This window comes from Methylobacterium indicum (assembly GCF_001043895.1).
In the GTDB taxonomy this organism is placed as follows: domain Bacteria; phylum Pseudomonadota; class Alphaproteobacteria; order Rhizobiales; family Beijerinckiaceae; genus Methylobacterium; species Methylobacterium indicum.
Map to the genome: position 1 here is coordinate 1 of NZ_JTHF01000389.1, position 3,826 is coordinate 3,826.

Sequence of the window (3,826 nt, forward strand, 5' to 3'; positions counted from 1 at the left end):
GCTGGAGCGCGTCGTCGAGGGCGGTGCGCCGGATCGGCGCGAGATCGAAGATGCCGGACACCGCCAATCCCGCATCGACCTCCGGGCAGGTCATGGCGAGCGCCGCCAGATGCCCGCCGGCCGACCAGCCCGACACGACGAGGCGCGGCGGGTTCGCGTGGGCGCGCAAGGCGGAGAGCGCCGCCGGAATCTCGGCGCTGAGCGCCGTCATCGTCGCCCCGGGGCAGAGCGTGTAGCCGATCATCGCCACGTCGAGGCCGCGGGCGAGCGGCCCTTCGGCCAGCGCCGAGAAGCCGTGCTTGTCGTTGCGCTGCCAGTAGCCGCCGTGGATGAAGGCGAGGAGCGGCGCCCCGGCCCGTCCGCAACGGAAGAGGTCGAAACGCTGACGCTCGCCCTCGCCGTAGGGAAGGTCGAGGGCGCCGGCCTGCCTCTCGCGGAACGCCGCGCTGCGCGCGCGCAAGGCCGCCATGGTGGCGCTGCTGCCGGCGACCGCACCGGAATTGTCGTAGGCCCTGCTGAGTGTCGCACGGTCCATCCCGCGCCAGTCGCCGCCCGCCATCGTCGCCCTCCGAGAGAATTTCAGAACTTGTCGAACCGGCAGAACACGTGTCTCTTCCCCACCACGACCTCATCCTGAGGTGTCGGTCCATCAACGATGGACCGACCTCGAAGGAGGGCTCCAGAGGTCTCACCGCTTTCTGGAGCCCTCCTTCGAGGCTCAGCGATCTTCGATCGCCCGCACCTCAGGATGAGGTCGTGGGTGGGAGGACGCACGTCGTTCCGGTCGGACAAGTGCCTGGCGTGACGATACCCGGAAACGCGAAGGGGCGGCCCCGCGCCGCGCGCAGGGCCGCCCCTTGCTCGGGCCCGGGGTCGCGATGACCCCGGGAGCGTCGCTTACTCGGCGGGCTGCAGGGTCGGCTGCAGGGGCGGGAGGACCTCCTCCAGCGGCATCGGGTTGCCGTCGAGGGCGGCCTTGAGGCGGTCCATGTCGACCTCACCCTCCCAGCGGGCGACCACGATGCAGGCGACCGCGTTGCCGATGAAGTTGGTGAGCGCCCGGCACTCCGACATGAACCGGTCGATGCCGAGGATCAGCGCCATGCCGACGACCGGCACGGAGGGGACCACCGCCAGCGTCGCGGCCAGCGTGATGAAGCCCGAGCCGGTGACGCCGGCCGCGCCCTTCGAGGACAGCATCGCGACGAGGAGCAGCAGGGCCTGCTCGCCGTAGGTGAGGGGCGTGTCCGTCGCCTGGGCGATGAACAGGGCCGCCATGGTCATGTAGATGTTGGTGCCGTCGAGGTTGAACGAGTAGCCGGTCGGGACCACCAGGCCGACGACGGGCTTCGAGCAGCCGGCGCGCTCCATCTTCTCGAGCAGCGAGGGCAGGGCCGACTCGGAGGACGAGGTGCCGAGCACCAGGAGCAGCTCCTCCTTGATGTAGCGGACCAGCTTGACGATCGAGAAGCCGTTGTAGCGGGCGACGAGGCCGAGGACGCCGAAGACGAAGATCGCCGAGGTGAGGTAGAACGCGCCGACCAGGTAGGCGAGGTTGGCGAGCGAGGAGATGCCGTACTTGCCGATGGTGAAGGCCATCGCGCCGAAGGCGCCGATGGGGGCGACCTTCATGATGATGTGGACGACGCCGAAGATCGCCTCGGACAGGATCTTGATGAAGTCGAGCACCGGCTTGCCGCGCTCGCCCAGGAAAGCGAGGCCGAAGCCGAACAGCACCGAGAAGAACAGGACCTGGAGGATCTCGCCGCCCGAGAACGCACCCACCGCCGTCGACGGGATGATGTTCATCAGGAAGTCGGTGATCGTCTGCGACTTCGCCTTCTCGGCGTACATCGCGATCTGCTTGGGATCGAGCGACTTCGGATCGATGTGCATCCCTGCGCCCGGCTGGACGAGGTTTGCGATGATCAGGCCGACGATCAGCGCCAGCGTCGAGAAGGTGAGGAAGTAGATCAGCGCCTTGCCGCCGACCCGGCCGACCTTCTCGAGGTTGGTCATGCCGGCGATGCCGGAGACCACGGTGAGGAAGATCACCGGGGCGATGATCATCTTGACGAGCTTGATGAAGGCGTCGCCGAGCGGCTTCATGTCGGCGCCGAGCTGCGGGTAGAAATGCCCGAGCGTGATGCCGATCGCGACGGCGACCAGGACCTGGAAATAGAGGGTCTTGTAGATCGGCTTGGGAGCCGGCGGCGCGTGGGGCGCGGTCAGCGGGGACGGGATCGTAGCCATCGGACGTTCTCCCTATAATGGCTCGTTGCAGGACGGCGTTGGCGGCGGACCGCGGGATGCTCTTGCTGTTGGCCTTGCGGCGGGCGACTTGGCCTTGGGCGACTTGGCCTTGCGGCCTGAACTTCGGCCTGCGACAGGCCTGCCGCGCACCGGCAGGCCGCGGACGGACACATCATGGCAACCGGCGTGCCAGCCGGCGAAAATCCGAAATTTTTTGTTAAGCCCAACAGAATAAAAGGCTTTTCATGACACAGGGGGAAACCGCCCGCGGCAGCCGTCCGGCCCGCCGCAACGCCGGCCGGGAAACCGTGCGGAAATCCGCAACCGCCCGGCCGCGCCGCGCGGGGCGGCCGTGACCGGCTGGCGCGCCCTGCCGCGCTCGCCGGCCCTGCCGTGGCTCCTGGGGCTCGCGGCGGTGGTGGCCGCGGCCCTGCTCGCCGGCCGCCATGCCGAGCGGGCGGCGCTCGCCGACCTGCGGCGCTCGGCCTCGGCCACACTGGCGCTCCACGTCGCCGCCTTCCGCACCGAGATGCAGAAGCAGGGCTCGCTGCCGCTGGCCCTCGCCAGCGACCCGGAGATCGCCGCGGTGGTGGGCGCCTCGCCCGACCCAGGCCTGATCGCCCGGGTCGACGACCGGCTCGCCGAGATCGCCCGGGCGTCGGGCGCGGCGGTGGTCTACGTCATCCGCCAGGACGGGCGCGCGGTCGCGGCGAGCAATGCCGGCGAGCCGGGCAGCTTCGTGGGGGCGATGTACGCCTTCCGGCCCTACTTCCAGCAGGCGCTGGCCGAGGGCGCGGGGCGCCAATTCGCCCTCGGTACCGTCAGCGGCCGGCCGGGCCTCTATCTCAGCCGCCGGGTCGCGGGCCCCGGCGGGCAGACCGGGGTCGTGGTGGTCAAGGTCGAGTTCGACGGCATCGAGGCCGCCTGGCGAAAAGGGGCCGAGGCCGGCGGCGAGACCGTGATGGTCACCGATCCCCGCGGCATCGTGCTGGTGGCGAGCGAGCCGGCCTGGCGCTTCGGCACCCTGCGCCCGGTGCCCGACGACGAGCGCCGGCTGATCCGCGAGCGGCTCGAATTCGGCGAGGCGCCGCTCAAGCCCCTGCCGCTCTACCCGGCGGCGGACGGGACCCTGGTCCGGGTCGGCCACGGGGCCGAGCCGGCGCGGCTCGCCATGCCGCTCGACGCCGCGATCCCGGGCACCACCTGGCGGCTCCACACCCTGACCCGGATCGGAGTCGCGGTGGCGCGCGAGCGGATCCAGGCCCAGGTCATCGCCGGCCTCGCGGTCGGGCTCGCCTGCCTCGGCCTCGCCGAGATCGTCGGGCGGCGCCGGCGCGTGCGGGCGAGCCTCGCCGAGGCGGCGACCCGGCGCACCGAGCTCGAGGAGCGGGTGCGGGTGCGCACGCAAGCCCTCACCGAGGCCAACCGGAAGCTCAAGGCCGAGATCGCCGAGCGGCAGCGCGCCGAAGCCGAGCGCCAGCGCCTCGGACGCGAGCTCGCCCATGCGGGGCGCCTCGCCGCGCTCGGCCAGTTCGCCGCCAGCATGGCGCACGAGATCAACCAGCCGCTCGCG

At 71.0% G+C, this 3,826-nt stretch carries 2 protein-coding genes and 1 pseudogene; 1 reads left to right on the top strand and 2 read right to left on the bottom strand.

From position 1 onward, the window contains the following. Positions 1–559 (bottom strand): alpha/beta hydrolase (locus QR78_RS30590; RefSeq protein ID WP_048431404.1); only part of this gene is annotated, 559 nt, incomplete at its 3' end. A gap of 338 nt (positions 560–897) precedes the next feature. Further along, entirely contained in the window at positions 898–2,253 is a 1,356-nt protein-coding gene (locus QR78_RS30595) for a dicarboxylate/amino acid:cation symporter (protein ID WP_048431405.1), read from the bottom strand. Between the two features lie 352 nt (positions 2,254–2,605). On the opposite strand from QR78_RS30595, the pseudogene QR78_RS30600 reads away from it, so the two are divergent. Further along, positions 2,606–3,826: pseudogene (locus QR78_RS30600) on the top strand (sensor histidine kinase); the annotation flags it as partial.

What these genes read in the sequence shown, in the direction of transcription:
- QR78_RS30595 (WP_048431405.1), bottom strand. Translation starts at nt 2,253, where the DNA reads ATGGCTACGATCCCGTCCCCGCTGACCGCGCCCCACGCGCCGCCGGCT.